Raw genomic sequence first — 25,491 nt, 5'->3', positions numbered from 1 at the left:
CGGTAGAAGGGCGCCCATGCGCCATGCTCCCACCCTCTCGTCCCTGACCGCCGACCTGTCCGTGGAGGAGTACAAGGCCTTGCGCGAGCTGAGCCGCGCCGTGGACGCGCTGCTGGAGGAGAGCCTGCGCGAGCGCGAGAACCTGACGCGCACCTTCCGCCGCTGCTTCCCGTCCGTCCTCGCGCTCACGGGCGCGAAGGCCGTCGCGGTCACCACGCGCGACGAGGAACTCCAAGAGCAGACCTGGAGCGAGGGCGACTGGGGCGACCGCTTCCCCGGCACGCTGTTGCAGGGGCCCGAGGGCGCGCGGCGGCTGGACGCGGACACGCTCGTCACGCAGGCGCTGGACGTGGCCGGAACGCGGGTGGGCACGCTGGGCCTGCGCTTCGCGGGAGACGCGGGAGATGGCGAGCTCGTCGGGCGGAGGCTGCGCATGCTGGACGCCATCGCGGAGGAGCTCGACACGGTGCTGGTGCTCGTGCACACCGCGTCGGAGAAGCACCAGCTCATCCTCCACTGCAACCAGCACCTGGCCAACCCCGTGTTCGAGGCGGGCATGGATCAGGCGGTGCTGACGCTGTCGCAGCGCGTGCGGCTGCCGGGCTTCCTCCTGCTGTACCGCGACGCCGTGCGCCCGCAGGAGCTGCACTACCGCACGTACCGCCACGGCCATCTGGAGTACGAGAGCGGCGAGCAGCCCAGTGCCCCGTTGGAGCAGGTGCTGCGCGAGCACGGCACGCGGCTGTTGTCCGGCGAGCCGGGCGTGCTGCGGACGCTGTTCCCCGGGCGCACCACCGAGGCGGTGCTCATCGCCGCCGCCGCGGGCAGCGAGCCGCTGGGGAAGATTGTCGTCTGGAGCGACGACGGCTTCTCCGCCTACACGATGGACCTCATCCGGGTGCTGGCCTCCACGCTCAGCCAGCGCCTGCTGGACTACCACCGCGAGCGCATCCACCTGTCGCAGTTCTTCCCCACGGGCGTCATCAACGCGCTCCTCCAGGACCCCGACTACGCGCAGCACCTGCGGGCGCAGGACCAGGAGGTCGGCATCCTGTTCGCGGACATCAACGGCTTCACGCGCATCTGCGAGCAAGGCTTCGACAGCCCGCGCAGCATCGGCCGCTTCGTGGACGAGTGGAGCGAGCGCGCCGTGGGCTGCATCTGGGAGCACGGCGGCGTCTTCGACAAGATGGTGGGTGATTGCGTCATCGGTCTGTTCGGTCCGCCCTTCTTCCAGGGAGACCGGGTGCGCCGCGCCGAGGCCGCGCTCCGCGCCGCGTGCGACATCCAGGACCTCACCACCGCCATGGGCGCGCGCGAGGAAGTGGCCGCGCTGTGCGAGCGCGTGAAGCTGCCCGGGCTGGGCGTGGCGGTGGGCGTGAACCTGGCGAACGCCAACTGCGGCCTGTTCGGTCCCAACCGCAACTACACGGCGTTCTCCAGCGGGATGAACCAGACCGCGCGCCTCCAGTCGCTCGCGGGCTTCCGCGAGACGCTGGTGATGGAGAGCGCGCGCGAGGCGTTGCGGACCTCGCGCGAGCCCTTCATTCAGAAGCTTCAGTTCGGTCCGCTCACGGAGACGCCCGTGAAGAACGTGGCACACCCGCTGCGGCACTTCCGCCTGCAGCGATAGCGCGCCGGCTCAGGCCTTCAGGTGCGCGCTGACGTAGCGCCGCGTGAAGTGGATCCACCGGCGCTCGTCCACCTCCACCTGCCACTCGGTGTTCGGGGTGAGCGGCAGGCGTTGCTTGAGGAAATCCTCGAGGTGGTCCGCGGCCTTCACGGGTGTGAGGCCGGGTGCTCGGAAGGCGATGTGCAACACGACGTCCAGCGAGGGCGCTACGTCGACCGAGGCGCAGATGCGCAGCGGGCCGACGCGACGTTGGTATTGGATGTCTGGTGCAGGCCAGGCCTGCGGGCGGGGGCTCGCCAAGGATGCCGCGAGCCAGTTGTCCGGCAGGAGGATGAAGTCGAGCAGGTTGTTGCTCGCTTCTTCCACCGTTCCATGCTCCTGGATGGAAAGCATCGCTCACCTCCGACGGTGAAGCCGCTGGGAAGAATGTGCCCACGTCCATGTGCGGTGCAAGGGCCCCACCTCAGGTTTCCCGTCAGGTATCCGCCAGTGACGATGCGTGGCGAACGCCCGGGGTGTTGGAGTGGACCCGCGCCACGGCCGCATGGCCAGGCAAGCGACGCGAAGCACCTGCGAGTGCGCGCTGACCCGGCGCGGTGGATGCGCGAGGAGACGACGAAGGAACTGAGGGCATGAGGTCCTCCGTAGAGCGGGAGGAGGCACCTTAGCGAAGCTGGGTGACGCGCTTGTTCGGGGCGCCTACGGTGCGATCGGAAGTGAACGCCGCGTTCTCCGCTCCACCTCGGCCTTGAGCTGACCGCAGCCCGCGTCGATGTCGATTCCGCGCCGCTGACGCACCGTGCTGGGCACGCCGTAAGTGGCGAGCACGTCCTGGAACGCGCGCACGGCGGGCGCGGTGCTGGGTCCGCCGTCGTAGCCCACGGTGGGATTCAAGGGGATGACGTTGACGTGCGCGTCCATGCCTCCGAGCAACCGGCCCAGGGTGTGCGCGTGCTCCGCGGTGTCGTTGCGCCCCTCGATGAGCGTCCACTCGAAGAAGATGCGTCGGCCGCGTTTGGCGATGTAGTAGCGGCACGCGTCCATCAACTCATCCAAGGGCCAGCGGCGGCCCGCGGGCACCAGCGCGGCGCGCTCCGCGTCCGTGGCGCCGTGCAGGCTGACCGCGAGCTGCACGGGGCGCTCCTCGTCCGCGAGCCGGCGGATGCCCGGCACCACGCCCACGGTGCTCAGCGTGATGAAGCGCGGCCCGATGGCCAGCCCCAGCGCGTCCACCAGGATGTCCACCGCCGCGAGCGTGTGCTCGTAGTTGTGCAGCGGCTCGCCCATGCCCATGAGGACGATGTTGCGCAGCGACTCGCCCGAGGCGTCCAGGATGCGCGTGACGTGGAGCACCTGCCCCACGATTTCTCCCGGCGTCAGGTGACGCGCCAATCCCATCTGCCCCGTGGCGCAGAACACGCAGCCCATGGCGCAGCCCGCCTGCGTGCTGATGCACACGGTGGCGCGGCCCTTGAACCGCATGAGCACCGTCTCGATGGTCTGCCCATCGCGAAGGCGCAGCAGGAGCTTGTGGGTGAGGCCGTCGCTGCTGAAGCTCTCGTGGTGGGGCGCGACGAGCGGCTCCAGGCGCGTGCGCTCCGTGAGCGCGGCGCGAAGGTCCGGGCGCAGGCCCTCCACCGCGTCGAGTGACTCCGCCCGCTGGCGGTACAGCCCCGTCCACAGCAGGTCGCGGTGGTAGGCACCGAAGCCCCAGTCCGCGAGCAGCGCGCCCAGGGCGGGGCGGGTGAGGTCGTGCAGGTGGGGGGCGGGCGTGGCGGTCTCGGACGGCATGGCCAACTGCCAGATAACACAGCCGGCGCGGACGGGCCCGGGCCCGTTCGCCGGGCGCCCGAACGGCCGAGCCTCAAGTGTCCACCGCCGAGGGAGCCGGGCCATGGGCATGGTTGTGAGGCCATGGGTCTGCTCATCCAGCAGGAGGCGTTTGGCCCCGAGGACAGGGAGGCGTTCTCGGTGCGGCTCGCCGAGTGCCTGGAGGCGCTGCGCCTGCTCCTGGGACGACCGGGCTTCGGCGAGGGGCCCGCCACGGTGGGGGCCGAGCTGGAGCTGTTCCTGGTCGACGCGCGAGGCCAGCCGCTGCCGCTCAATCGCGAGGTGTTGGCCCGGACGATGGACCCTCGGGTGACGCTGGAGATGGACCGGTTCAACCTGGAGACGAACCTGCGTCCGTGCGCGCTGGCGGGCCGGCCCTTCACGGCGCTGCGCTCGGAGTTCGAGGACACGCTCGCGGAGGTGCGCCGGGCGGCGGCCACTCAAGGCGCGCGCGTGGCCGTCATCGGCATCCTGCCCACGCTGCGCGAGGAGGACCTGGGCCGGACCGCGCTCACCGCGCAGCCTCGCTATCGAGCGCTGTCCGCGGCCATCCGCCAGCGTCGCGCGGAGGTGCCCTTCCACGTGGCCATCCACGGAGACGATTCGCTAGCGCTCACCTGGGACGACGTGACGCTGGAGGGCGCGAACACGTCGCTCCAGTACCACCTGCGCGTGCGCCCGGCGGACTTCGCGCGCGCCTACAACGCCGCGCAGCTGGCCACCGCGCCGGTGCTGGCGGTGGCGGGCAACTCGCCGCTGTTTCTCGGGAGGCGGCTCTGGGACGAGACGCGCGTGGCCCTCTTCCGTCAGGCCACCGATGACCGAGGCGCGCGCGAGTCCGGTGACATCCCTCCGCACGCGCGGGTGTCGTTCGGCCATGGGTGGGCGCGCGAAGGAGCCTACGAGCTGTTCTGCGAGGCGGTGGCGCTCTACCCGCCGCTGTTGCCCGTGCTGGCGGAGGAGTCCCCACTCGAGTGCGTGGCGACGCAGTGCCTGCCTCGGCTCGCGGAGCTGCGGCTGCACCAGGGGACGGTGTGGAGCTGGAACCGCGCCATCTATGACCCGCTCTGCGGTGGCCACCTGCGCATCGAGATGCGCGCGCTGCCCGCGGGTCCGTCCGTGGCGGACATGGTGGCCAACGGCGCGTTCCTGCTGGGGCTGACGCTGGGGTTGATGGAGCGCATGGACGCGTTGCTGCCGGCGCTGCCCTTCTCGCAGGCTCGGAGCAACTTCTTCCGTGCCGCGCGCTCGGGACTGGATGCGGTCCTGATGTGGCCCTCGGAGGTGGCGCCCAGTCCGCGGCCGGAGTCGGTGGCGGCGCTGGTGCCTCGGCTGCTGCCGGTGGCGAGGCGGGGCCTCTTGCTGGCGGGCGTGGACGCGGGGGAGGCGGATGCGCAGCTGGACCTCGTGGCGGAGCGGCTGGCGCGCGGCATGACGGGGGCTCGGTGGCAGCGGCGGGTACTCGCGGAGCTGGAGGCTCGCCTGCCCCGCCATGAGGCCCTGGCCGCGATGCTGGAGCGGTACCTGGCGCAGGCGGACTCCGGTGCCCCCGTGCACACCTGGCCGGTGCAGTAGTAGAAGGCGGCCTGAATATCCGCACGCCGCGCCCGTCCGACGCGCGCCGTGTCGTGCGTGCCGTCAGGGTCTCGAGCGTGAACGCCTCCAGCCAGTTTCTCCTCTCACGTCGCCTCGCCGTGGTCCTCCCGCTGCTCTTGTTGGCGGCGTGCTCGTCCCTGCGAGGCAAAGCCAATGACCTGGCGAAGAAGGGGCGCTTCGTGGAGGCCGCGGACCTCTACGATCAGCTCCTGCGCGAGGCGCCGAATGACGCGGGGTTGCTCACGGCGCGCGATGACCTGCGCTGGCGCGGCCTCTCGCAGCTCTTGGGGCAGGCGCGCCAGTCTCGCTTCGAGGAGCGGGACGAAGAGGCGGAGATGAGCCTGGAGCAGTTCCTCACCCGGCGCGCGCAGTGGGGCAGCAAGCTGGACGGTGCGCTGGAGAGTTCGCTGCTCGATGAGATGGAGAGCACGCACCGGCACCTGCGGCTGCTCATCTCCGGGCCCGCGAAGCGAGGTGACGCGCTCACCGCCGAGGCGCAGCTCGGGCGCAAGCAGGCGCTGCTCGCCTTCGCGGAGATGGCGCCCATTCGCCGCGATCTGGAGGAGGCCGTGCAGCAGGGCGGTCGCGCCACGTGCGAGCGACTGAAGGCGCTGCCGGGGGACGCAGGGCCTCATTGGGTAGGGCTCGTCTCGCGCTACTGCCGGCACTATCGGCAGGCGGCGCCCGAGGCGCCCGTGTTCCCGGAGGCGTTGGGCGTGCCCACCTGGCACGTGTCGGTGGAGGGCATGGAGGACCACGTGGTGACGTTCCTCCAGGAGCGGTTGGCGCGGGCCTTCGAGGCTTCTCCGTGGTTCTCGGCGCAAGCGCCGCGTCAGGCTCCATTGAATCTGGAGGGCGCGTTCTCGGAGCGCGCGTGGAGTCAGCCCGTGGAGCTGACCGCCGCGTGGACGGAGAGCGTCCCGTACACCGACCACGAGGACCGCAAGGCCTCGGTGGAGGTGCCCTACACCGTCGAGGAGACGTACGTAGAGAAGAACGAGACGAAGACGCGCAAGGTCACGAAGTACCAGACGGTGGAATACACCACGACGGTGGAGGTGACGCGCTACCGCGATGAGCAGCGGTCCTTCGACTACAAGGCGCTCCAGCGCGGCGTGGATCTTCGCTTCGTGCTGGTGACGGAGGCGCTGTTGCGAGGGGCCCACTCGCCGCTGGCGGTGAAGGGTGAGGACGCGCTGTCCGCCTCGGGCTACGAGCACGACGTGACGTTCACGCCGGGCGGGGTGTCGCCTCGGAGGGCGAACCTGCCCGTGGGAGGCGCGTGGCTGGAGGCCCAGTTGCTGGGCTACGAGCACATCTTCGCGCGCAAGCTGGTGGAGGGCTGGCGCGACGCATGGTGCACGTCTCCCGCTGTGACGCGAGACGAAGCCGCGCGCTGCGCCCGCGCCGGAGTGGCCTTGCCCGACCCTGACCGCGCGGTGCTGGCGGACGTGCTGGGCGAGGACGCGGGCCAGGTTCATCGGCTGTACGGAACGCCGTAGCGGCTCAGCCCTCGTCCTCGGAGCCCTTGCGCAGGCCGAGCATGCGCCGCAGCTCTCTCGCGGACTGACGGCTCACTTCCACGGAGTGGCCGCGCGCGGTCTTGGCCAGGTAGCCGCCCGTCTCCAGCGGCTCCAGTCGCGCGACGTGGGTGAGGTTGAGCAGCGCGCGCCGGTGCACCCGGTGGAAGCGCTCGGCGGGCAGCTTCTCCGCCAGTTCGTTCAGCGAGAAGTCGGTGAGGAAGTCGCCCTGCGCGGTGAACACCGTCACCAGCTCATCTTCCAGCGTGGCGTGAGAGATGGTGTCGGGATCCACGAGCACGATTCCCTGCCGCGTGGGAATGGGCAGTCGAGACAGTCCGAGCGCCGCCGAGGGTTTGTCCCGAGGCGGAGTGGGCTCAGGCCGCTGCGCCGGGGCGAGCCGCTCCCTCGCGCGCTCGAGCGCCTTCTGGAGCCGCGCGGGCTCCACGGGCTTGAGCACGTAATCCACCGCGCCGTGCTCGAACGCCTCCACGGCGTGCTCGGCGTGCGCGGTGCAGAAGATGACGTGGGGACGGCGCTCCGGCATCAGCGCCAGCGCGTCCAGTCCGCTCAGCCCCGGCATGTGGATGTCCAGCAGCACCACGTCCACGCCGCCCGCGCGCATGGCCGCGAGCGCCGCCTCGCCGTCCGCGGCTTCGCCACACACCTCCACGTCCGGGAGCGCGGCCAACAGCCGGGTCAGGCGCTTGCGCGCGAGCAGCTCGTCATCGGCGATGAGGACTCGCAGGGCGGAGCTCATGTGAGGACCCCCGGCACAGGGCCCGAGGTGGGCAAGAAGACGGTGACGCGGGTGCGCTCACCGTCGCTCGTCAGCGACAGGTGCGCACGGCCGCCATAGGCGAGCGCGAGCCGGCGCTCCACGGTGGGCAGTCCCGCGCTGCCCTCACGCGGACCTCGCGACGCGCCCGGATTCTCGATGAGGAGCTCCACGCCGCCCTCGCGCCGGGAGACCGCCACGGTGAGGTGCCCGCGGTGTCCCGCCCCCGGCCCATGCTTCACGGCGTTCTCCGCGAGTGGCAGGAGCACGAGCGGCGGCACGGGCACGTCCTCCACGCCCGGCGTCACCTCCATGCCGAGCTGAAAGAGGGCGGGGTCGCGCAACAGGTGCAGGTCGAAGAGCGTGCGCATCAACTCCAGCTCCTTCGCCAGGGGCCACGTGGCGCTGCGCACCCCCGAGAGCACCGAGCGGAGCATGGTGGACAGCCGCAGCACGGCGGACTCCGCCACCACGCCGTCCTCGCGACACCACTCCGCGATGGCGTTGAGCGTGTTGAAGAGGAAGTGCGGGTCCAAGTGGCTGCGCAGCGCGAGCAGCTGCGCCTGCTCCGCCTCCAGCGCCAGCCGCGCCCCGCGCGCTCGCTCCCGCGCGAGCGTCTCCTCGAAGCCGATGTCTCGCCCCAGGCCCCAACCTCCCACGAGGAAGAGGGCGCCGCAGACCATCAGGCTCGCGGGCTCGGTGAGGAAGGTGGGGCCCATGCCCAGCCACTGCGGCAGCACGAAGCCCGAGACCAGCACCACGCCCGCGCCCACCGTGGCGTAGAGCGCCAGCCGGATGCCGCCGTGGCTCAGGTCCAGCCCCTCGGGGAACAGGACGCGGTACGACACGGGCGCCACCGCGACGAACAGCAGGCACAGCAGCAGGGCCAGCCACACCGCTTGCCGCTCGGCGCTGTAGTGCACCTGCGCGAACATCAGCGGCAGGGACACCAACACGATGGGCAACAGCCGCCGCGGCGTGACGAGGGCGCGCCACGTGGCGCGGACAATGGACGCTTCCGCCGGCTCCAGCATGCTCCGGCGGGAGCCTACACCGCGCCCGCCGCTACGGCTGCCCCTCCCACTCCGCCTCCAGGGCGTCGAGCGCGATGCTGCCCGCCAGCACGACGGGGAAGAGCAGGATGGCCGCGAGAACGAAAAGAGGCGAAGGAAGTGTAAACATGGAGGCCCCCGGAATTCTCGAAGCATGCCAGGACAGTCTGACGTGCTCCCAGGGGGCCCCGAGTCGGGTCGCGCCGAACGGTCGGTAGCGGACAGCCGGCGGTCGCGCGGCGGCGGTGCCTAGTGGGGGGCGAGCTTTTCGGCCAGCTCGCAGCCGCGGACGATGCAGTCGTTGAGGCCCACGCCGCGGTAGGCGTTGCCGGTGAGGTGGAGTCCGGGCCAGCGCGACACGAGGGCATCGATGGCGGCCATGCGCGCCAGATGCCCCACGTTGTATTGCGGAATCCCGCGCGGCCAGCGCACCACGTCGGTGAGCACGGGCGTCGCCGTCACGCCCGCCAGCGCTCGGAGTTCCTCTCTCGCGAGGGCCGCCAGCGAGTCCTCGTCCTGGCTCGCCCGCTCGGGCTGGCGCGCCCCGCCCATCATGCAGGTGTAGAGCACGTGGCCCGGCGGCGCGCGGAAGGGGAACGTGGTGGACGTGTGGATGGCGCCCAAGAGCGCGCGCTTCTCCTCGGACGGCACGAGGAAGCCGAAGCCGTCCGGCACGGGCGTCGTGCCCGGCGCGAAGCCCAGGTTCACCACCACCATGGGCGCATAGGGAATGCTGCCCACCGCGTCCGCGAGCGTGTCGTCGATGGGATCCACCAGCTCCGCGGCGACATGCGCGGGCACCGCCAGCACCACCTGCGAAACGAGCAGCTCCGACGTCTGCTCTTTCTCGCGCACAGTCAGCTTCCAGCCGTTGGGCATGGGCACCAGCGCGAGCACGCGCGCGTTCGTGCGCGCCACCTCGCCCAGCGCGGTGGACAGCGCGTCGATGAGCACCTGGAGTCCGCCATCGAAGGTGCTGAGCGCGCCGCTCAGCGCGGGCTCGGATGTGCCAGAGGGCAGGGCCTTCTGTTTCGCGCCACGCGAGCGGATGGCACCGAGGATGAGGCTGCGGTGCTCGCGCTCCAGCTTCATGAGCATGGGGAACGCGGCCTCCGTGCTCAGCGTCTCCACGTCGCCCGCGAAGATGCCGGTCTGCACCGCATCCAAGAGGACTCGCGTCGCGGTACGTCCCAGATGTCTGCGGCCGAACTGCGCGAGTGATTCATCTTCAGCGTTGGGCCGCCTCGGCGTGAACAGCTCCGCCATCACACGAAGCTTCGCACTCCAGGGCAGGACATCAGACTTCAGGAACGCCGGCGGCGAGCCTGGCACCGCGCGCAGCTGCCCGCGTGTGTACACATAACGGTTCTTCGCGCCCACGTCCGCCGCGCGGATGCGACCCGTGATACCCAGCGCTGTCGTCAACCTGCGGGTCACCACCTCGCGGTCGAGAAAGCTGTTCGGGCCAGACTCGAGCAAGAAACCGTCACGCGCGCGGGTGTGCACGTTTCCACCGAGACGAGAGTCCGCCTCCAGCAACACCACAGCCTTGCCGTCCGCGCGCAATTGCTGCGCCACGACGAGCCCGGAAATACCTCCTCCGACGACGGCGACTGTCATCTGTCTCTCCTCCGAGCGCTTCCCGACTGTCGTCAGCGTGCACTCCCCCTGGGTCAATGGGGAGTGTTTTGCCAAGGACTGTCATTCGGCGCGTTAATGCAGAGCATGCGCTACGTCATCACAGGGGCAAGTCGCGGCATCGGCCTCGAGTTCGTCCAGCAGTTGCTGCGGCGAGGGGACACCGTGGATGCGGGCGTCCGCGCGCCGGAGCAGGCGCTGCGGCTGGAGCCGTTTCACCAGGTCGCGGGAAACCGCCTGCGCATCCATGCGCTCGATGTGTCGGACCCGGTCAGTGTCCGTAACTTCGCGGCGGATGTCTGCTTCGAGCCGGTGGATGTGCTCATCAACAACGCCGGTGTGCCAGGACAGTGGGTGGGCCTGCACGAGCTGGATTATGACGACATGGCTCGCACGCTCGCGGTCAACGCGCTCGGTCCTCTGCGCATCACGGCCGCGCTGCTGCCCGCCCTGAGACAAGGCACCGTACGCAAAGTCGCGTACGTGAGTTCCCGCATGGGCGCCGTCTCGTCCAACACCGAGGGCGGTGCGTACGCCTACCGGATGTCCAAGGCCGCGCTGAACATGGGCGTGCGCTCGGTGGCGTTGGACTTGCGCGCGGAGGGCTTCTCCTGCGTGCTGCTGCACCCGGGCTGGGTGCAGACAGACATGGGCGGTCCGGACGCGCCGGTGGTGCCCGAGGTCTCCGTGCGCGGCATGTTGCGTGTCATCGACGGGCTCACGCCGGAGCAGAGCGGGCGCTTCTTTGACTTCGAGGGCGCGGAGGTCGTCTGGTAGCGGCGCTCGGCCAGCGGCCCCCTGGCGCCGCTCACGGATACAGCATCTGTGTGCGCCAGCCGTCCGCCTCGCGCAGGTAGACATGGCGCTCGTGCAGGCGGCTGGGGCGGGCATGCCAGAACTCGATGCGATCCGGCACCACGCGAAAGCCGCTCCAGTGAGGAGGCCGCTCCACCGGGCGCCCCTCGAAGCGCGCCTCCACGTCGGCCACGCGCTGCTCCAGCAGCTCCCGCTCCGCGAGCGGCTGGCTCTGGAGGCTGGCCCAGGCACCCACCTGGCTGCCCCGGGCACGGCTCTGGAAATAGGCGTCCGCCTCCGCGTCCGTCACGCGCTCCACGCGGCCCTCCACCCGAACCTGCTGGTCGAGCGGCTGCCAGTAGAAGCAGAGCGCGGCGAAGGGGTGCGCGCGCAGCTGCTCGCCCTTGCGGCTCTCGTGGTTGGTGAAGAAGACGAAGCCGCGCGAATCGAAGTCCTTCAGCAGCACCACGCGCGCGCTCGGCCGGCCGGCGTCGTCCACGGTGGCCACCACCATGGCGTTCGGATCCACGGGGATGGCCTGTTTCGCCCGCTCGAAGAGGGCCGCGAAGCGCTGGATGGGGTCAGGGGGAATGGACACGGGGGGAACATAGGCAACGGTCGCTGGCCGCGCACGTTCGCGGTTGACTCGCGGGTGGGACACGCGATGGTGGGAGCATGAAGATTCTCTTCATTGCCTCCGAGGTCTCCCCCTTCTCCAAGACGGGAGGGCTGGGGGACGTGGCGGGGGCCCTGCCCGCGGCGCTGGCCGCGCTGGGGCATGACGTGAAGGTCGTCACGCCGCGCTACCGCGACGTGCGGGATGGCGGGCGGCTCGTGCCCACCGGCGCCTCCCTGGAGGTGCGCTTCCCCTCCGGAGCGCTGCGGGGCCCCATCCTGTCCGCCCGCCTCTCCGAGCGCCTGGAGGTGCTCTTCCTGGAGAACGAGGCGCTGTACGGCGGCCGTGACGGGCTCTACGGCGACATGCATGGCGAGTTTGGGGACAACGCCCGGCGCTTCGCCTACCTGTCCGTGGGCGCGCTCCAGGCCGCGCAGCGGTTGGACTTCGCGCCGGACATCGTCAGCCTCCATGACTGGCAGGCGGGGCTGGCGGCCCTGGCGCTGCGGCGAGGCTACGCGGGCACGGCGCTGTCTCGCGCCAAGAGCGTCTTCACCATCCACAACCTGGCGTACCAGGGGCAGTTCCCCAAGAGCGTGATGGGCGAGCTGGGGTTGCCGTGGGACGTGTTCACCGCGGACAACGGCCTGGAGTTCCACGACACGGTCAACTTCCTCAAGGCGGGGCTCGTCTACTCCGACGCGCTGACCACCGTGTCGCCCACCTACGCGCGGGAGATCCAGGCGCCCGAGCAGGGCTACGGACTGGACGGCCTGCTGCGCCGCCGCGCGCACGCGCTCACCGGCATCATCAACGGCATCGACACGCAGGCGTGGGACCCGGGCGCGGATCCGTTCCTGCCCGCGCGCTTCGACGCGGGAGACCTGACGGGCAAGGCCGCGTGCAAGCGGGAGCTGCTCGCGCGCTTTGGCCTGCCGCCAGGAGACGCGCCCGTGTTCGGCATCGTCACGCGCCTGGCCTGGCAGAAGGGCGTGGACCTGCTGCTGGACGTGCTGCCCACCGCGCTGCAGGCGGACCTGCGCTTCGTGGCGGTGGGCAACGGCGAGGGCCCGCTGGAGGACGGCCTGCGCGCGCTCCAGGCCCGCTTCCCCAAGCAGGTGGGCGTGCACCTCGGCTTCGACCTGGGCCTGTCCCATCTGCTGGAGGCGGGGGCGGACTTCTTCCTCATGCCCAGCCGCTACGAGCCGTGCGGGCTCAACCAGATGTATTCGCTGCGTTACGGGACGGTGCCAATCGTGCGCGCCACGGGCGGGCTCCTGGACACGGTGGAGGGCGGGCTGGAGGGCAACGGCCTGCTCTTCGAGGCGTTCCACCCGGCGGCGCTCCTGGCCGCCATCCGGCGCGCGCTGGCCCTCTATGCGGACCCGCCTCGGATGGCCGCGTTCCGGCGCCGAGGGATGGAGAAGGACTTCTCCTGGGCGGCGTCTGCCCGGCGGTACGAAGCCCTCTTTGCAGCCTTGTGAACGGAATAGTGGGGCCCGTGCGAATTTGGCTGTAGGCTTGCAGCCGTGGCGGAAGCTCCGGACCTGGGTGGCTACGAGGTGGTTGGCAGGTTGGCCGTGGGTGGCATGGCCGAGGTGTACCAGGTGCGCGCGCGTGAGGGCACGCAGCGCTCCCCTGGCGAGCCGGACGATGTCGTCATCAAGCGGCTGCACCCGTCCTTCCGCGGTGACCCTGGCTATGTGAAGGCCTTCGTCGACGAGGCGAAGCTCACCGTCCGCCTGCGCAATCCGCACATCGTCCGCACCTTCCGCTTGTTCCGCGCGGGGCCGGACTACTTGATGGTGCAGGAGCTCGTGAGTGGCCGGACGCTCGGCTACATGCAGGAGCTGCTCATCAAGGCCGGCACGGCGATGCCGCCCGAGTCCGCCTGCTACATCGCGTGGTGTCTGCTCAAGGCCCTGGACTACATCCACCGGGCGAAGGTGGCGGAGAACGGCTCCACCATCATCCACCGCGACATCAACCCCGCCAACGTGCTCCTGGGCATCAACGGTGACGTGAAGCTCACCGACTTCGGCGTGGCCGAGGTGGAGGGGATGATGCGAGGCGACGCCGGCGCGCTGCGCGGCACGCTGCCGTACATGAGCCCGGAGCAGGTGCTCGGGCAGCCGGTGGACGCGCGCACGGACCTGTACGCGGTGGGCGTCGTCCTCTGGGAGCTGTGGGCCAACCGCCGCCTCTTCCACAGCGAGAGCGAGGCGGACCTGATGCACAAGGTGCGCGACGCGCGCGTGCCGCTGCTCTCGTCCGTGACGTCCGAGCTGCCGCACTACGCGGCGCAGGTGGCGCGCAAGGCGCTGTTCGCGGACCGCGCGCGGCGCTTCCAGACGGCGGGCGAGTTCCTCAAGGCGCTGGAAGTGCTGGCGCGCCGCGCGGGCTGGCCGCTGACGGTGGAGGCGCTGCAGCCTCTGCTGGGGGGCTGATGCGCTCGCGCCGGGCGCTGCTGGCGCTCGCGGTGGCGGTGCCCTTGGGCGGGTGTCTGGGCGTGGTGCCGTTCCAGCCGCGCGCCTACGACGACGCGGCCCGCGTGCGCAGCCTCGGCGTGGAGCGGTTGCCGGACGGCTCGGCGAAGCTGCTGCTGGCGCTGGGCGTGCGCAACCCTTCCTCGGACGCGGCCACGCTGACGCGGGTGGACTTCGCCGTGCGCCTGGCGGGCCGGGGCTTCGCCGTCACCGAGCAGACCCTCGACGTGCCGGTGGATGCCGAGCGCGAAGTGAAGGTGGACGTGACGCTGTTGCTCCCCAACCCGCGCCCTCAAGCCTCGGTGCGCGGCGACGCGCTTCCGGACGCCAAGGACGCGATGGTGGAGGTCGACGGCGGCGTCGTGCTGCGCTTTGGCGGCGTGGAGCGACGCGCGCCGTTCAAGCTGGGCGCGGCGTTGACGGTGCCTCGGGCGCTGCTTCCCGAGGCCGGTGCCGAGCGCTGAGCGTCAGCTCTTGAGCTGGGCCGTGGGCGGCTCGGGGGGGCGGGGCGTGTTCTCCTTCGCGGGCGGGGCCTCCTTGGCGGGAGGCGGGGCCTTGAGGCGGCTCAGGCGGACGCGGTCGATGCGCGCGCCCTCCTTGGCGGACACCACGAACTGCCAGCCGTTGTACGTGAAGCGCTCGCCCACGTCCGGCAGGTGCCCGGCCAGCGAGGACAGGTAGCCGCCCAGCGTGTCGAAGTCGCCCTCGGGCAGGGGGAAGCCGAAGGCCTGGGTGAAGCGGTCCGTCTCCATGCCGGCGTCCACCAGGAAGCTGCCGTCGGCCAGCTTCTCCACCTGCTTCTCCTCGACCTCGAACTCGTCGCCGATGTCGCCGACGATTTCGCGCAGGATGTCCTCCAGCGTCACCACGCCCATGAAGCCGCCGTACTCGTCCACCACGACGGCCATGTGAATCTTGCGCTTCTGCATGTCGCGCAGCAGGTCGCCAATGGGCTTCATCCACGGCACGAAGTGCGCGGGCCGGATGATGTCCTGCAGGACGATGAGCTCCGGGTGCAGCAGCAGGGGAATCAGGTCGCGCGCGTGCAGCACGCCGACGATGTGGTCCACGTCATCGCGGAACACGGGGATGCGCGAGTGGTTCTCCTCGGCCAGCAGGCGCAGCACCTCGTCGGGCGTGGTGGTGATGTCCACCGTCACCACCTCCGTGCGGGACACCATCACGTCGCGGCAGCGCTTGTCGGACAGCTCGAAGATGGAGCGGATGAGCTGCGGGGCGCTCTTGTCCACCTCGTTCTTGGCGGCCTGCGCGGCCAAGAGCTTCTCCAGCTCCTCCAGCGGCGGGGGCGGGGCCTCGAAGCGCAGCGTGCGGCCGAAGGTGCGCGCGCCCAGGTTGAGCAGCCGCAGCGTCAGGCGCATGGGCGGGTACAGCACCGTCACCAGCCCCGACACCAACCATGACAGCCGCAGCGCCCAGCGCTCGGGGTTGCCGTTGGCCAGGCCGCGCATGGTGACTTCCATGAGGCTGGCGAGCACGCCCACGAAGAGGGCGCCCGCGCACACCGTGGCGAGCGGCACCCAGGCCGCCTCGCCAAAGCGGCTGAAGTCGAGCATGCGCGGCGGGACGAACGCGCCGATGGCGGCGGCCAGGAAGCCGCTGAGGAGGGTGCCCAGGCGCAGCGCGGTGGCGGTGGCCTCGCGCTCCGTCTTGTGGCGCAGCACGCGGCGGCCCGCGCGGCCGTGAGTCTTGGCGAGTTCCTGAGCGCTGAGGTCCGAGGTGCCGTACAGCGCGGACTCCGCGGCGGCGACCAGGGCCCGCAGGTAGCTGAGGGCCAGGCAGGCGACCCAGAGGGTCCAGGTTGGCATAGAGCGATGTTCTTAACCCGTGCTAGAGGGTCGCACCACCACCCAGGCGGGAGGCGCGATGCTTGCACGTGGGATGTCCATCGTTGGAGGGCTGCTGTCGCTCCTGCTGCCTGCCCTGGCCCTGGCCTGGCCGGTGGACCAGCGCGTCTCAGTGGAGCCCGGCCAGGAGCGCTTCCAGAAGCTGACCGCGGTGGACTGGGTGGAAGTCGAGGACCCGTCCGTGGTCAGCGTGGAGGCCTTCGCGGGCAGCGGCGAGCTGCTGCTCACCGGGAAGAAGCCGGGGCGCACGCTCGCCCTCCTGTACGCCGAGGGGCGCTTCGCGGTGTGGCGCATCACCGTGGGGCCGCAGGCTCCCGAGGACGTGGCGTCCCGCCGCGCCGCCGCGACCAAGGCGTGTCCAGACCTGAAGGAAGTGGCGACGCCGGAGCGCTCCCTCTCCGTGACGGTGAAGGATGCCGCATGTCGCGCGGCGCTCTCGGAGCTGTTCCGGACGGACGCGTATGTGGCGCGCGAGTTGGAGTTGACGTTCGAGGTGGCCATGCTCCAGGAGCAGCTCGCCGCGTTCAGCGCGGCCCTGCCGCCGGGCGTGACGGTGCGCTACAGCGGCGCGGGGCTGGTGATGTCGGGCAAGGCCAGCGCCGAGGCCCACCACAAGGCCCTCTGGGAGCTGTTCCGCCGAGCCGTGGGCCGCGTGCCGCTGGAGGACCGCGTGGAGGTGGAGGCGCCTGCTCCGGCCGCCCCCGCTCCGGACGCGGGGACCGTCACGCCGCCCGCGAGCCCGCCGCCTGTTGCCCCACTGCCCAAGCGCAAGCCGACGCGCTGAAGCTCACTGCTCGCGCAGCACGAGCAGGCCGCGCGACGTGTCCACCGCGTAGACGTAGCCATCCCCTGGCACGCGAATGCCGATGGTGCCCTCGTAGAAGCTGACGCCGCGCTCTGGGTCGGTCGCGCGGAACGTGTTGAACCACGCCACCTCGCGCGGGTGCTCGGGCTCGGCGACGTCCAGCACGCGCACGCCCTCGTGGTACCACGCGACGTAGAGCCGGGTGCCCACCAGCACCATGTTGTGGATGGAGACATGGCCGGAGCGCTGGTGCTCTCCGATACGGCGCGGGGCGGCCGGGTCCGTGAGGTCCAGCACGCGCAGGTGCGCGCCCCAGTCCTCGCCGCCCTCGAAGCCGATGAGCCGGCCCTGGATGCGGCCCACCGCGTTGGCGTGGCTGGTGGAGTGTTCGTAGCGGAAGCGGCCCAGCTCCACCGGTGCGGTGGGGTCCTCCAGCGAGGCCACCACGTAGCCCGCGCCCCAGTAGTTCACGTACAGGCGCCGCTCGAAGGCGAACATGTCGTGCGGACCATAGGAGCGTGAGGGATTGAAGCCGTTCGCCTGGAACTGGGACAGCAGCACGGGGCGCAGCGGCTGGGTGATGTCGAACACGAGCACCACGCCGTCGGGATCCGACGACGCGGCCAGCAGCAGGTTCTCGGTGATGTACAACGTGTGCACGTTGATGGACTGCGTGGGGGCCGCGCCCGCGAGCACCGGATGCGCCGGGTCCTGGAGGTCGAAGACGAGCACGCCTCGCGCGGCGCTCGCGACGTACAGCGCGTTGTCCTTGGCCCAGACGCCGTTCCAGTAGTTGTCCGTCTCGCGGAACACGTGCGCGGTGAGCACCGGGTGGGCGGGGTCCCGCACGTCGTAGACGTACAGGCCGCCGCGCAGCGACACCACATAGGCGTGGCCGTGCGTGACGTAGACGTCCGCGGGCGTGCCCAGGTCCATGCGCGTCTCGGAGACCTGCTCCAGTCCCGAGGCGACGGGCTCGTTCGCGGCGGGGGTGAACTTCCAGGCATCGAAGGTGCCGTGCGCGGCCACGGTGTCGTTGGTGCATTCGACGTAGCAGCCCTGCAGGTGCCCCGGCGTGGGCTGACGACAGCCCAGGTATGTGCGGCGGATGACGCGGCCCTGGAGGTCTTCGTGTTGGGACGTGAGGAAGAAGCTGCTCGGGGTGACCTCGCGCTCCGTCAGCGGGTAGCCCCCCGCGGTGCCGGCGTCCGAGGCCGACGGCAGCATCGCCTGGGGTATGAAGCCGAGCGCTTCCGCGTAGGCGGGGCGGGTGACGCGCACGTGCATCGTGTACGCGGACTCGGTGTCGAACGCGGCGAGGCTCGCGGGGTCGCACGCACCGGACTCGAAGTTGTTGCGCGCACCGCACGGGGCCCGCGTCACCACGAGGCATGGCGCGAAGGCGCCCGTGTCGTTCCAGTCCCCGTCCTCGACGAGGACCGGGGTGGGGGCTTGCGGCACCGGCTCTTCCTTGCAGGCAGGCAGTGACAGGAACAGCGCGAGAAGCAGCGGCGACGCGTGGCGCATGACGGCGATTCCCCCGAAGGTGCAGAGCTGTGGGCGCGTCATGCTACCGGACGCGGTGCGGTGGACTCTCGACCTTGTCGCGGGAGGTGGGGTGAGGTTGGGCGCTGCGCCCTCGCGCGCCGGTGCGGTATGACGGGGCGGGGAGGTCGCACGACGATGAAGGCTGCGATGAAGCGCGCCGGGCTGGCCGCGTGGGTGCTGTGGCTCGTGGGAGGCGCGACGGCGTTCGCCCAGGATGATGGCGAGGCGGTGGTGATTCCTCCGCCCGAGATGGACCGAGGCTGCCCCGCGAAGCCAGACGTGGTCCCCTTCACCGCGATGTCCGTCGCGGGACTGCCGCGCTCGGGTTGGCTGGCGCATCAAGCCGTCATCCCCGAGGCCAAGGACCGATGGTTCCAGCGCGCCGAGCGCTCGCGCTCCGGTGTGAAGCCCGTCCCCGAGGACCAGGCGCGCCGGATGGGCGCGGCGGATCCGAAGGTGCCGCTCTGGGTGTTCGGCAAGTCGGACGCGGCCCCGTGTCGCGCGCTGCCCACCACGTGGTGGGCCGTGCGCATGGGCACCGACGAAGACCGGCAGACGTACCTCATGGCCGAGGTGCAGGTGGACTGCGACCTGCTGCCTCCCGGCCGTCTGTCCGGCACGCCCGTGGCGCTGCGCCAGAAGGACGCGCCCACGGGCTGCAAGCTGCGCCGCCCGAACCGGACGGAGACGGGCAAGGACGGAGACCCGCTCCCCGGAGACATGGCGGACCGCGTGCCCGACCACGAATGCGCGCCTCCAAACTGCGCGCGATTGTGGGAGCACTTCGGCGCCACCTTCGAGGAGGGCACCGGCGCCTATGACCTCACGGTGTCGTGGATGGAGCGCAACGGCCGGGACCCGTGCGGCTGGCAGGTGGAGGACACGTCGCTGCTCCTCTTGCGGCGGCCGGACCTCACCAGCATGGAGGAGCTGCGTCCCGGGGGCATCCTCTACGGCGGCTTCCACGACGCGGCGGGCCTGCGCTACCTGCTGAGCCGCAAGGAGGGCACGCTGTACGTGTATGACCCGGCGCGCCTCAAGTCGGCGCCCAAGGCCGTGCGGTATGGAAGCCTCACCGAGGACGAGCGCCTGCACAGCCGCCGCACGCTGTCTCCGTGCAAGCAGCCGTAGCGCGCGCCTTCAGCTCCAGGAGCCCCGACGGGTGGGCTCCTTCAGCGCGCGGCCCAGCGCGGCGAGGAAGCGAGGGCGGGGCCAGTGCTCCGCCCCAAAGCGCGCGGTGTGCTCGGTCTCCACCTGGCAGTCCACGAAGTGGAAGCCCCACTCGCGGTAGCGCTCCACCGCGGTGACGAAGGCCACCTTCGAGGCGTCCGGCGCCAGCGCGAACATGCTCTCGCCGAAGAACGCCGCGCCCAGGGACACGCCGTACAGGCCGCCCACCAGCGTGTCTCCCTCCCACGCCTCCACCGAGTGCGCGAAGCCCAGCGTGTGCAGCGCGACGTAGGCGCGCTGCATGTCGTCGGTGATCCACGTGCCGTCCTGGCCGGGCCGAGGCACGCGCGCGCACGCGGCGATGACGCGCTCGAAGGCCGTGTCGTAGCGCACCTCGTAGGGGCGCTTGTTCATCGCCTTGCGCAGCGAGCGACCCACGTGCAGCTTCGCCGGCTCCAGCAGGAAGCGCGGGTTGGGCGAGTGCCACAGGATGGGGTCGCCCTCGCTGTACCAGGGGAAGATGCCCTGCGAGTACGCGGCGAGGAGCCGCTCGGGGCGCAGGTCACCGCCTACCGCCAGCAGGCCTGACTTGTCCGCGCGCGCGGGGGGAGGGAAGAGTTCCGGATGTTCGTCGCTCAGCAGGTAGAGAGGCACCGTGCGCCGCATCCTACCGGGACACGTTGAGCTTCACGTCCCCGCCGAGCGTGTACGGCACCTTGAGCGTGGGGCCCGTCAGCTCGCCCTTCACCGTCCAGGGCAGCGCTCCCTTGGAGATGAGCGCTCGCACCTCGGGGCCCCAGGTGGCGCGCGTCACGGAGATCTCCACCGGATAGACGCCCGTGGACGCTGGCGCGACGGTGTCCGCCTGCGTGGCGGTGCCCTCCTCCAGCAGCTTCCCCGCGATGCCCACCTGGTACGTCAGGCGCTCCAGGCGCAGGGGGAACGGGTTGGGGTTGCGCACGCCCAGCCGGAGGTTGAGCTGCACCTCCTCGGCGGAGTACCGCGCGCCCTCCAGTCCCTCCAGCACGACCACGGGCGGGCGGGGCACGCGCACCGTGCGGCTCGCGGCGAAGGGGAGGCGCTCTTCGGTCGCGCCCGCGCGCACCACCAAGGTGCCCCGCAGGGCCACGAGCACCGTGCCCCCCGTGTCGCCCAGTCGCGCCAGCTCCTCGGCGGAGCGGGCGTAGGGCGCCACCTCCTGGAACGCGAGTTCCGTGGGGGTGCCCGGGGCCAGCGCGAGCCCCAGTGACTGGGTGCCCGCCTTCACCACCTGCCCGTCGGACACGAACTCGTACTCGGCCCGGTCCAGGACGGCGGCGCCGGGGCTCGTGAGCCGCCCGTTGAAGCGCAGGGTGGTCTCCGTGAGGCCCTGGGCCACCACGGAGGTGCTCGGGTCGGTCAAGACGGAGGGACCGGCGGGCCGCACGGGCGCCGAGGCACACCCGGCGACCCCCGCGAGGAGCACCGCCATGAGAGCCATCTGGCAGGTCGAGCGCATCACGGTGGACATTGTGGGTATCGCCAAGGCTGACCCCAAGGGTTTTTCCGCTAGACTGTCCACCACTCGTGGCCCCCCGCCGCCCCAACTTCAACAAGACGGTCCGCGCCCTCATCCGCGACATCGCGGCGCGCATGCCGGAGTTCAGCCACGTGAAGGCCAGCCGCATTCTCGTGGTGGCCGGAGAAGCGAGGCGAGCGTCGCGTGGCACCGTGAAGCCCCTGTGCTTCCGAGGCGGCCGGGCCGCGGACCGCGCCGGACGCCGCAAGCCCGTGGTGCGCATCCGTGGCCGGCGGATGCTGTACTGCATCACGCTGCGGCCCCTCTTCTTCCGAGGCTCCACGGCCCAGGCGCGCGTGGAGACGGTCATCCACGAGCTGTTCCACATGTCGCGCCGCTTCGACGGCACGCTGCACGCGGGCCGCCGCCACGCGGTGCTCGGCGCCGAGTTCTCGCGCAAGCTGCGCCCGCTCGTCCGTCGCTACCTGAAGCTGTGCCCCGTGGAGCTGCTGTCCGAGCTGGCGCACACCGGCGAGGTGCGCATCTTCCAGTGGTTGGAGCGCCCCGGTCCCGCCTACCACCCAGGCGCGCGCAGCCGCCGGGTGCGCAAGGTGTACACCGAAGAACAGCTCTACTTCGGCATCGCCCGCATGGTCACGCGCAAGCCCCGCGCGTCCCGCGAGGCCGGTGCCCGCCCCAAGCTTCACTGACCCCTCACCCGAGGCCGGACTTGCGCGGGACGTGACGCCCTCACGCGTCCGCTCTCCGTGTGTCCGCATCGTCCGGTGGGTCATTTGACATTGATAATGAGTATCAATATCGTGTTTGGCGTTTCGAGCCGGGAGCGGTGCATGAAGGATGGGTGCGCGGAAGGGGAGCTGCGGTGCATGTGCGGCAGCCTGCTGGCCCGGCTGGTCCCCGGTGGCGTGGAGCTGAAGTGCCGTCGCTGTCATCGGACCCAGGTGGTTCCGTTGGAGTCGTCGCCGTCCCCGGTGCCCTCGGCTCGGGGATAGCGCACGACGTGAGTTGGATTGACTGAGGCCCGAGGCCCGAGAGCCCAGCGCCCAATGGGTCCTCCCCTGAGGAGGGCCAGCCGGCCGTGAGCCGGAGGACGCGGCATGTCCTGGCGTGGGGTGGTGTTCGTCGTGGCCTGGGCGGTGCCCGGCCTGGTGATGGGCGAGGAGCTGCCCTCGAGCCCCGATGCGGGCGTGGAGGACGTGCCCGTCGCGCGCACCGTCATCACCGCGTCGCGCAGCCCGGAGCGGCTGGTCGACGCGCCCGTGGCCACGGAGGTCATCACCCGGAGCGACATCGAGGCGAGCGGGAAGCGCGATGTCGCGTCGCTGCTCGCCGCCCATCCAGGGCTGGAGGTGGACAACACCTTCTCCGGCGCATCGCTGCGCATCCAGGGCCTGGGCCCCGAGTACGCGCTCGTGCTGGTGGACGGCGAGCGCGTCACCGGCCGCGTCGCGGGCAGCGTGGACTTGTCGCGGCTGTCGCTCGAGGACATCGAGCAGGTGGAGATCGTCAAGGGGCCGTCGTCGGCGCTCTATGGGAGTGACGCCGTCGCGGGCGTGGTGAACCTCATCACCCGTCGCGCGCAGCGCCCGCTCGGTGGGGACCTGCGCCTGTCGTACGGCAGCCTCCAGCGTCTGGAGTTGGACGGCACGGGCGAGGCGCGCGGCGAGACGTGGGGCCTGCGCGTGAGCGGCGGCGTGCAGCGCCGGAACGCGTATGACCTGGACCCCAGCGACGTGGGCACGACGGGCAGCAGCGTGGAGGGCTTCCAGCTCTCGGCGCGCGGAGACCTGCGCGGACAGGGCGCCATGGACCTGGCGAGCACGGTGTCCATCTCGCGTCGCATCCAGCGCGGGGTGGACCTGGGCACGGCCGGCGCGGTCTTCGACCGGGCGAGCCGCGACGAGGAACTCAACGCGCGCGTGGCGCCCTCGTGGCGACTGGGCGAGTCCACCACGCTCCGCACCGAAGGGCACGTGGCGTGGTTCGCGCGGCGCGCGCTGAGAGATCAGCGACAGGCCTCCGCGCTGGACAGCGTGGAGGACACGCGCGAGCAGCAGGGGCGACTGGGCACGCAGCTCGACGCGCGACTGGGAGAGTCCCATGCGCTGGTGGCGGGCCTGGAGTTGCTCGGCGAGCGGCTCGCGTCGGACCGGCTGGAAGGTGGGCGCGGTGAGCGGGGCCGGGGCGCGCTGTACGTGCAGGACAGTTGGTCGGTGGCGTCGGCGCCGCGCTTGGTTCTAGTTCCCGGGGCTCGACTGGACGCGGACACGCAGTTCGGCGCGGCGGTCACGCCTCGGCTCGCGGTGCGCGTGGATCCGCTGGAGTGGCTCACGGTGCGTGCCAGCTACGGCTGGGGATTGCGCGCGCCCAGCTTCCAGGAGCTGCTGCTCGACTTCGAGAACCCCACCGTCGGATACACGGTGAACGGCAATCCGGACCTGCGGCCCGAGCGCTCGCGCAGCGCGAGCCTGGGCGTGGAGGTGCGGCCGACTCCCGCTTCACTCCTGTGGGTCAGCGTCTATCAGCATGCGCTGCGCGACCGCATCGGCGTGTCGCTCCAGCAAGACGCGGAGGGACAGCACTTCGTCTACGTCAACGTGGCGCGCTCGAAGGTGCGCGGCGGCGAGCTGGGCGCGCGGCAGCGCCTGCCCGGGGGCCTCTTGTTGGAGGCCACCTACTCGCTCACCGATGGGCAGGACCAGGACTCGGGGTTGCCGCTGGAGGGACAGGCGCGCCACCGCGTCACCGCGCAGGCCACGTGGCGCTCCCGTCCTTGGGGCCTGGAGACGTGGGTGCGCGGCGCCTGGATTGGCGCGCGGCCCTTTGCTCCGGACTCGGATGGAGACGGCGTCGCGGACCCGTACGAGGCCTCTCCCTACGTGACGCTGGATGCCCGCGTGGCGCGCCAGCTCCCCGCGGGACTCCAGGTTTTCGTCGAGGGCACCAACCTCACGGGCGCGGGCAACCCCAACGACCTGCCGCTCGCGCCGCGCTCGTTCCGCGCCGGACTCGTCATCCGCCACTGACCGTCTGTCTTTCCTCAGGAGAACCGCATGTACCGACCGTCCTCCGGTCTCGCCTTGCTGCGCCGACTTGTCCTTCCGCTGTGTCTGCTCGCGGGTTGCAACGACGACCTTCAGCCCAAGCCGGGAGACCCTCCCGAGACGCCCACCGAAGACGGCGGTGACGCGAACATGCACCACGCCAACAACGGCGACGGCACGTTCACCACCACCGTCGATGCGACGAGCAAGGACGTCTGGGTGGCGTTGGACCTGGACACGGGCCGGCAGGTGGATGCGACGCAGGACGCGAAGTGGGACCTGGCCTTCCAGCGCTTCCACATCCGCGCGCGCGGTGGCGTGAACGGGAAGGGTGGGGTGGAGGTGGCCACGCTCTCGGGCGCGGACTTCGCGCAACTGTCTCAGGCGCCCACGGCGGGCTACGCCACGGATGCCGCGGACGGCGATGACGTGGGGACCGACCCGGACACCGCCTTCGAGGTGGGCGATGCCTGGTACAGCTACGACGCGGTGACGCACAAGCTGTCCCCGCGCGACCGCGTGTACGTCGTGCGCTCGGATGAGGGCACCTGGTTCAAGGTGCGGATGCTCACGTACTACGACGCCGCGGGCACGCCGGCCATGCTCCAGCTTCGCTGGGGCAAGGTGCAGGCCCCGGGCAACGGCGAGCTGCAGGTCGATGCCTCCGCGTCCGATGCGTGGGTCTATCTCCAGGTGGGGCGCGGCGTGGTGCAGGTGGCGGATTCCTCTACCTCGCGCGACTGGGACATCGCGGTGCGGCGCACGCAGTGGCGCACCAATGGTGGCGCCAGCGGCCCGGGGTTGGGTGGCGCGCGCGTGGCGGACTCGACGGATGTCGCGGCGGTGCAGCGTGCGCCCAGCGTGGGCTACGCGCAGGACGTGGTGCTGACGTCGCCGGGGCCCACGGGTGACACGGCTCCGGGCAACGCGGTGCTGGGCGATTGGTACGACTACGACGTGAACACGCACGTGGTGTCGCCCAAGGCGCGTGTGTTCCTCGTGCGCACGGCGTCGGGTGGCTACGCGCGGCTGCGCATCACCGCGTATGCCGCGGGCCGCTACACCGTGCAGCTCGCGGCGGTGCCTGTCGACGTGGGGGTGACGAAGCTCACGGTGGACGCCTCGGATGCGCAGAAGGTGGTGGGTGTTCGCTTCGGGCTCGGGACGGTGGCCGCGCTGGCGGCGGATGCGCCCGGCTCGAACTGGGACATCTCCTTCAGCCGCACGTGGGTGCGAACCAACAGCGGGACGAGCGGCACGGGCACCGCGGGCGCGGTCGTCACCGAGTTCACCTCGCTGGGCGAAGTGACCGAGGCTCCGACGGGTCCCTATGTGCAGGACGCGATGAGGCCCGTGGCGGGCCCGCCGGGCAGTGGCGAGGCCTCGGGCAACGCCGTGCTGGGCGCCTGGTACGACTACGACGTGAACACGCACGTGGTGACGCCCAAGTCCCAGGTGTTCGTGGTGCGCACCATCGATGGCGGCTTCGCGAAGCTGCGCTTCCTCACCTACGCGTCCGGCGCGTTCACGCTCGAGTATGCGTGGACCGGTCCCGGCGCGACCCACTTCTGATTCCCTCTTTTCGACGAGGTGACA

At 71.0% G+C, this 25,491-nt stretch carries 23 protein-coding genes; 13 read left to right on the top strand and 10 right to left on the bottom strand.

Features of this window, described 5'->3' with window-relative positions:
• The first annotated feature begins 16 nt into the window (after nucleotides 1-16).
• Nucleotides 17-1,633, top strand: coding sequence for an adenylate/guanylate cyclase domain-containing protein (locus JGU66_10220; GenBank protein MBJ6761138.1), 1,617 nt, complete (start codon nucleotides 17-19; stop codon nucleotides 1,631-1,633).
• 9 nt (nucleotides 1,634-1,642) lie between these two features.
• Here JGU66_10220 and JGU66_10215 read toward each other — a convergent pair whose 3' ends face one another.
• Both JGU66_10215 and rlmN read right to left on the bottom strand, forming a co-directional pair.
• Nucleotides 1,643-2,026: a hypothetical protein gene (locus tag JGU66_10215; protein ID MBJ6761137.1), complete on the bottom strand. Its 384-nt coding sequence runs from the start codon at nucleotides 2,024-2,026 to the stop codon at nucleotides 1,643-1,645.
• Nucleotides 2,027-2,332: 306 nt separating this feature from the next.
• The gene (rlmN, locus tag JGU66_10210; GenBank protein ID MBJ6761136.1) at nucleotides 2,333-3,424 is read right to left on the bottom strand and encodes a 23S rRNA (adenine(2503)-C(2))-methyltransferase RlmN; all 1,092 of its coding nucleotides are present in this window, start codon (nucleotides 3,422-3,424) and stop codon (nucleotides 2,333-2,335) included.
• Between the two features lie 123 nt (nucleotides 3,425-3,547).
• Here rlmN and JGU66_10205 point away from each other — a divergent pair, with 123 nt between their 5' ends.
• Nucleotides 3,548-5,038 carry a glutamate--cysteine ligase gene (locus JGU66_10205; GenBank protein MBJ6761135.1) on the top strand — a complete coding sequence of 497 codons (1,491 nt, stop codon included), beginning with the start codon at nucleotides 3,548-3,550 and terminating at the stop codon, nucleotides 5,036-5,038.
• 77 nt (nucleotides 5,039-5,115) lie between these two features.
• Nucleotides 5,116-6,561: a hypothetical protein gene (locus tag JGU66_10200; protein MBJ6761134.1), complete on the top strand. Its 1,446-nt coding sequence runs from the start codon at nucleotides 5,116-5,118 to the stop codon at nucleotides 6,559-6,561.
• 4 nt (nucleotides 6,562-6,565) lie between these two features.
• On the opposite strand, the gene JGU66_10195 is transcribed toward JGU66_10200, so the two are convergent.
• The 3 genes from JGU66_10195 to hemG all read right to left on the bottom strand — a co-directional run bounded on the left by JGU66_10195 (nucleotide 6,566) and on the right by hemG (nucleotide 10,029).
• Nucleotides 6,566-7,339, bottom strand: a complete 774-nt coding sequence (locus tag JGU66_10195) for a response regulator (protein MBJ6761133.1) — start codon at nucleotides 7,337-7,339, stop codon at nucleotides 6,566-6,568.
• Nucleotides 7,336-8,391 (bottom strand): histidine kinase, encoded by a 1,056-nt coding sequence (locus JGU66_10190; GenBank protein MBJ6761132.1) that lies wholly within the window; start codon nucleotides 8,389-8,391, stop codon nucleotides 7,336-7,338. The genes JGU66_10195 and JGU66_10190 overlap by 4 nt, the downstream gene beginning before the upstream one ends.
• A 267-nt stretch (nucleotides 8,392-8,658) precedes the next feature.
• Complete coding sequence (hemG, locus tag JGU66_10185) at nucleotides 8,659-10,029, bottom strand: protoporphyrinogen oxidase (GenBank protein MBJ6761131.1); 1,371 nt, start codon at nucleotides 10,027-10,029, stop codon at nucleotides 8,659-8,661.
• Between the two features lie 105 nt (nucleotides 10,030-10,134).
• Between hemG and JGU66_10180 the strand changes: the two genes are divergently transcribed.
• Nucleotides 10,135-10,824 (top strand): SDR family oxidoreductase, encoded by a 690-nt coding sequence (locus tag JGU66_10180; GenBank protein ID MBJ6761130.1) that lies wholly within the window; start codon nucleotides 10,135-10,137, stop codon nucleotides 10,822-10,824.
• A gap of 31 nt (nucleotides 10,825-10,855) precedes the next feature.
• Here JGU66_10180 and pdxH read toward each other — a convergent pair whose 3' ends face one another.
• Nucleotides 10,856-11,440 (bottom strand): pyridoxamine 5'-phosphate oxidase, encoded by a 585-nt coding sequence (gene pdxH, locus JGU66_10175; GenBank protein ID MBJ6761129.1) that lies wholly within the window; start codon nucleotides 11,438-11,440, stop codon nucleotides 10,856-10,858.
• A gap of 77 nt (nucleotides 11,441-11,517) precedes the next feature.
• Between pdxH and glgA the strand changes: the two genes are divergently transcribed.
• From glgA to JGU66_10160, 3 genes are read left to right on the top strand one after another with little or no spacing between them, the layout of a single operon-like run.
• Nucleotides 11,518-12,942, top strand: coding sequence for a glycogen synthase GlgA (gene glgA, locus JGU66_10170; protein ID MBJ6761128.1), 1,425 nt, complete (start codon nucleotides 11,518-11,520; stop codon nucleotides 12,940-12,942).
• A gap of 45 nt (nucleotides 12,943-12,987) precedes the next feature.
• Nucleotides 12,988-13,905, top strand: coding sequence for a serine/threonine protein kinase (locus tag JGU66_10165; GenBank protein MBJ6761127.1), 918 nt, complete (start codon nucleotides 12,988-12,990; stop codon nucleotides 13,903-13,905).
• Nucleotides 13,905-14,408 (top strand): hypothetical protein, encoded by a 504-nt coding sequence (locus tag JGU66_10160; GenBank protein ID MBJ6761126.1) that lies wholly within the window; start codon nucleotides 13,905-13,907, stop codon nucleotides 14,406-14,408. The genes JGU66_10165 and JGU66_10160 overlap by 1 nt, the downstream gene beginning before the upstream one ends.
• Before the next feature lie 3 nt (nucleotides 14,409-14,411).
• Here JGU66_10160 and JGU66_10155 read toward each other — a convergent pair whose 3' ends face one another.
• The gene (locus tag JGU66_10155; protein MBJ6761125.1) at nucleotides 14,412-15,770 is read right to left on the bottom strand and encodes an HlyC/CorC family transporter; all 1,359 of its coding nucleotides are present in this window, start codon (nucleotides 15,768-15,770) and stop codon (nucleotides 14,412-14,414) included.
• Between the two features lie 58 nt (nucleotides 15,771-15,828).
• Here JGU66_10155 and JGU66_10150 point away from each other — a divergent pair, with 58 nt between their 5' ends.
• Nucleotides 15,829-16,593 carry a pilus assembly protein N-terminal domain-containing protein gene (locus JGU66_10150; protein MBJ6761124.1) on the top strand — a complete coding sequence of 255 codons (765 nt, stop codon included), beginning with the start codon at nucleotides 15,829-15,831 and terminating at the stop codon, nucleotides 16,591-16,593.
• A 3-nt stretch (nucleotides 16,594-16,596) separates the two neighbouring features.
• Here JGU66_10150 and JGU66_10145 read toward each other — a convergent pair whose 3' ends face one another.
• On the bottom strand, nucleotides 16,597-18,141 hold the full coding sequence (locus tag JGU66_10145) for a hypothetical protein (GenBank protein MBJ6761123.1): 1,545 nt from the start codon (nucleotides 18,139-18,141) through the stop codon (nucleotides 16,597-16,599).
• 156 nt (nucleotides 18,142-18,297) lie between these two features.
• Here JGU66_10145 and JGU66_10140 point away from each other — a divergent pair, with 156 nt between their 5' ends.
• A complete protein-coding gene (locus JGU66_10140) occupies nucleotides 18,298-19,293 on the top strand; it encodes a hypothetical protein (GenBank protein MBJ6761122.1) in 996 nt (331 codons plus the stop codon).
• A gap of 9 nt (nucleotides 19,294-19,302) precedes the next feature.
• On the opposite strand, the gene JGU66_10135 is transcribed toward JGU66_10140, so the two are convergent.
• Both JGU66_10135 and JGU66_10130 read right to left on the bottom strand, forming a co-directional pair.
• Nucleotides 19,303-19,986, bottom strand: coding sequence for a leucyl/phenylalanyl-tRNA--protein transferase (locus JGU66_10135; GenBank protein MBJ6761121.1), 684 nt, complete (start codon nucleotides 19,984-19,986; stop codon nucleotides 19,303-19,305).
• A 13-nt stretch (nucleotides 19,987-19,999) separates the two neighbouring features.
• On the bottom strand, nucleotides 20,000-20,842 hold the full coding sequence (locus tag JGU66_10130) for an LEA type 2 family protein (GenBank protein ID MBJ6761120.1): 843 nt from the start codon (nucleotides 20,840-20,842) through the stop codon (nucleotides 20,000-20,002).
• A gap of 56 nt (nucleotides 20,843-20,898) precedes the next feature.
• Between JGU66_10130 and JGU66_10125 the strand changes: the two genes are divergently transcribed.
• The 4 genes from JGU66_10125 (at nucleotide 20,899) to JGU66_10110 (ending at nucleotide 25,467) form a co-directional block, all read left to right on the top strand.
• Nucleotides 20,899-21,540: a hypothetical protein gene (locus JGU66_10125; protein MBJ6761119.1), complete on the top strand. Its 642-nt coding sequence runs from the start codon at nucleotides 20,899-20,901 to the stop codon at nucleotides 21,538-21,540.
• 141 nt (nucleotides 21,541-21,681) lie between these two features.
• Nucleotides 21,682-21,843 carry a hypothetical protein gene (locus JGU66_10120; protein ID MBJ6761118.1) on the top strand — a complete coding sequence of 54 codons (162 nt, stop codon included), beginning with the start codon at nucleotides 21,682-21,684 and terminating at the stop codon, nucleotides 21,841-21,843.
• A gap of 105 nt (nucleotides 21,844-21,948) precedes the next feature.
• Nucleotides 21,949-23,877, top strand: coding sequence for a TonB-dependent receptor (locus tag JGU66_10115; protein ID MBJ6761117.1), 1,929 nt, complete (start codon nucleotides 21,949-21,951; stop codon nucleotides 23,875-23,877).
• Between the two features lie 27 nt (nucleotides 23,878-23,904).
• Nucleotides 23,905-25,467: a hypothetical protein gene (locus JGU66_10110; protein MBJ6761116.1), complete on the top strand. Its 1,563-nt coding sequence runs from the start codon at nucleotides 23,905-23,907 to the stop codon at nucleotides 25,465-25,467.
• Nucleotides 25,468-25,491 lie beyond the last annotated feature (24 nt).

Source organism: Myxococcaceae bacterium JPH2 (assembly GCA_016458225.1).
GTDB lineage: Bacteria > Myxococcota > Myxococcia > Myxococcales > Myxococcaceae > Citreicoccus.
Note: the sequence above shows the minus strand (reverse complement) of the source record. Positions and strands in the feature narration are given on the sequence as shown.

What these genes read in the sequence shown, in the direction of transcription:
- JGU66_10220 (MBJ6761138.1), top strand. Translation starts at nt 17, where the DNA reads ATGCGCCATGCTCCCACCCTCTCGTCCCTGACCGCCGACCTGTCCGTG.
- JGU66_10215 (MBJ6761137.1), bottom strand. Translation starts at nt 2,026, where the DNA reads ATGCTTTCCATCCAGGAGCATGGAACGGTGGAAGAAGCGAGCAACAAC.
- rlmN (MBJ6761136.1), bottom strand. Translation starts at nt 3,424, where the DNA reads ATGCCGTCCGAGACCGCCACGCCCGCCCCCCACCTGCACGACCTCACC.
- JGU66_10205 (MBJ6761135.1), top strand. Translation starts at nt 3,548, where the DNA reads ATGGGTCTGCTCATCCAGCAGGAGGCGTTTGGCCCCGAGGACAGGGAG.
- JGU66_10195 (MBJ6761133.1), bottom strand. Translation starts at nt 7,339, where the DNA reads ATGAGCTCCGCCCTGCGAGTCCTCATCGCCGATGACGAGCTGCTCGCG.
- JGU66_10190 (MBJ6761132.1), bottom strand. Translation starts at nt 8,391, where the DNA reads ATGCTGGAGCCGGCGGAAGCGTCCATTGTCCGCGCCACGTGGCGCGCC.
- hemG (MBJ6761131.1), bottom strand. Translation starts at nt 10,029, where the DNA reads ATGACAGTCGCCGTCGTCGGAGGAGGTATTTCCGGGCTCGTCGTGGCG.
- JGU66_10180 (MBJ6761130.1), top strand. Translation starts at nt 10,135, where the DNA reads ATGCGCTACGTCATCACAGGGGCAAGTCGCGGCATCGGCCTCGAGTTC.
- glgA (MBJ6761128.1), top strand. Translation starts at nt 11,518, where the DNA reads ATGAAGATTCTCTTCATTGCCTCCGAGGTCTCCCCCTTCTCCAAGACG.
- JGU66_10160 (MBJ6761126.1), top strand. Translation starts at nt 13,905, where the DNA reads ATGCGCTCGCGCCGGGCGCTGCTGGCGCTCGCGGTGGCGGTGCCCTTG.
- JGU66_10155 (MBJ6761125.1), bottom strand. Translation starts at nt 15,770, where the DNA reads ATGCCAACCTGGACCCTCTGGGTCGCCTGCCTGGCCCTCAGCTACCTG.
- JGU66_10150 (MBJ6761124.1), top strand. Translation starts at nt 15,829, where the DNA reads ATGCTTGCACGTGGGATGTCCATCGTTGGAGGGCTGCTGTCGCTCCTG.
- JGU66_10145 (MBJ6761123.1), bottom strand. Translation starts at nt 18,141, where the DNA reads ATGCGCCACGCGTCGCCGCTGCTTCTCGCGCTGTTCCTGTCACTGCCT.
- JGU66_10140 (MBJ6761122.1), top strand. Translation starts at nt 18,298, where the DNA reads ATGAAGGCTGCGATGAAGCGCGCCGGGCTGGCCGCGTGGGTGCTGTGG.
- JGU66_10130 (MBJ6761120.1), bottom strand. Translation starts at nt 20,842, where the DNA reads ATGTCCACCGTGATGCGCTCGACCTGCCAGATGGCTCTCATGGCGGTG.
- JGU66_10120 (MBJ6761118.1), top strand. Translation starts at nt 21,682, where the DNA reads ATGAAGGATGGGTGCGCGGAAGGGGAGCTGCGGTGCATGTGCGGCAGC.
- JGU66_10115 (MBJ6761117.1), top strand. Translation starts at nt 21,949, where the DNA reads ATGTCCTGGCGTGGGGTGGTGTTCGTCGTGGCCTGGGCGGTGCCCGGC.
- JGU66_10110 (MBJ6761116.1), top strand. Translation starts at nt 23,905, where the DNA reads ATGTACCGACCGTCCTCCGGTCTCGCCTTGCTGCGCCGACTTGTCCTT.